The organism is Spirosoma oryzae (assembly GCF_003002825.1).
GTDB lineage: Bacteria > Bacteroidota > Bacteroidia > Cytophagales > Spirosomataceae > Spirosoma > Spirosoma oryzae.
Map to the genome: position 1 here is coordinate 1 of NZ_PVTE01000071.1, position 1,418 is coordinate 1,418.

1 protein-coding gene is annotated in these 1,418 nt (G+C 48.1%); it reads right to left on the reverse strand.

The window, feature by feature from the left end; translation table 11 throughout:
• Positions 1-59: 59 nt before the first annotated feature.
• A complete protein-coding gene (locus tag CLV58_RS27870; protein WP_106141120.1) occupies positions 60-1,154 on the reverse strand; it encodes an IS110 family RNA-guided transposase in 1,095 nt (364 codons plus the stop codon).
• Positions 1,155-1,418 lie beyond the last annotated feature (264 nt).

The following is a 1,418-nucleotide window of genomic DNA, read 5'->3' on the forward strand; positions in this document are numbered from 1 at the left end:
ACCGCTGGTACTGTCGTGAAAAGCAACTTTTGAGATAGGACTTTTTTCATATCTTTGGACTACAAGTAGGACAACTCGGCTTCGGCCACTTGATCCTGTGTAGTCCCGCCGGTCGGGACTATTTTTTTGTGCTGATTGACTCGGTTCGCTAAATACAAAGGGTCATACTTGGCCCCGTGACGCCATAAGGCGTAGACCATCAAAAGCAATCGTTTCTGAACCGCTACGTAGGCTTTCATCTTAATATGGGTGCGCTCATAAACCCGCTCGTAAAGCGCTTTACAGGTCGGTTCATTGAAGCGAACTGCGTTAAAAGCAGGCATATGTAGAATACGACGAAGCCGGCTATTGCCCTTTTTGGAAATGCGGGTTTTGCCCGAGTGGTTGCCTGACTGGTTCTCCACGACGTCATACCCCGCATAGCTGACTAAATGGCGCTGGTTGGTGAAGCCTTCGAAGCCATTAGTTTCGGCCACTAAGACGGCCACTGATAACAGGGCAAGACCTTTGATGGCAACGAGTCGATCCACACGGGGCTTGAGTACAGGATCTTGCTCGATGAGTTCTTTAATAGCCGTTTCCAATGCATCTATCTGCGCATCATATACGGCTACGAGCTTGGTTAACTGCCTATCAATGAAGCTACTGTCAAAAGCACTATGCTCCAGGGCATGTTGCTGATTGGTAGACTGAGTTTTGAGTTCCTGTAAACGTTGATGCTGGCGTGTCAATAGCCGCAAGGCGTACAGGTTTTTAGAAAGGGGGCTCCACAGCGGCAGTTGCTGTTCCAGGCCCATCCGGGACAAACCCTGAGCGTCGATTTTGTCGTTTTTTGATTTGTAGCCTAAGCTTTTGAGATAATGCTTTGCCTTGTTAGGCAATAGAATACTGACCGATTGATCCTGCTGATGCAGATACCAGGCCACCGCTTCGTGGTATACGCCGGTAGATTCCATCAGGTAAGTTAGGGGTAAATCTAACTTACGATGGCGGCTCATCCAGATCAGTAGACTAGCAAAGCCAACAGGCTTGTTGACCACTTTAGTAGTGGCTTTGACACTCACCCGTCCAGTTTGATCAATGACCGACAAACAAACTTGAAGGGAGTCTTTGCTGATGTCCAGCCCAACACAATAGCGCAGGAAAGATGTCATAAACAAAGGGAATAAAAAGTGAAACATGAACCTGACTACTTTTCTGACTCTGGCACATCGATAGCAGATCACAGTGACCAACTGTGTCTATGGGTACTGTCGGAGCTTGTTGAAAAGGGACAAGGGTACCAGCGCAGCCAGCGAGTTCAAGATCGGGCTATTCTCCGTCTCAGCCGCGGACCCGAGGTACTGGTAACCCCTGTCAGGTCTTACTCAAAAATTGCACTTTTTATCACAACCTCGACTCAAAACAAAGATATGAGC

Excerpts from the sequence above, each read along its gene's own strand:
- CLV58_RS27870 (WP_106141120.1), bottom strand. The coding sequence starts at position 1,154 with ATGACATCTTTCCTGCGCTATTGTGTTGGGCTGGACATCAGCAAAGAC.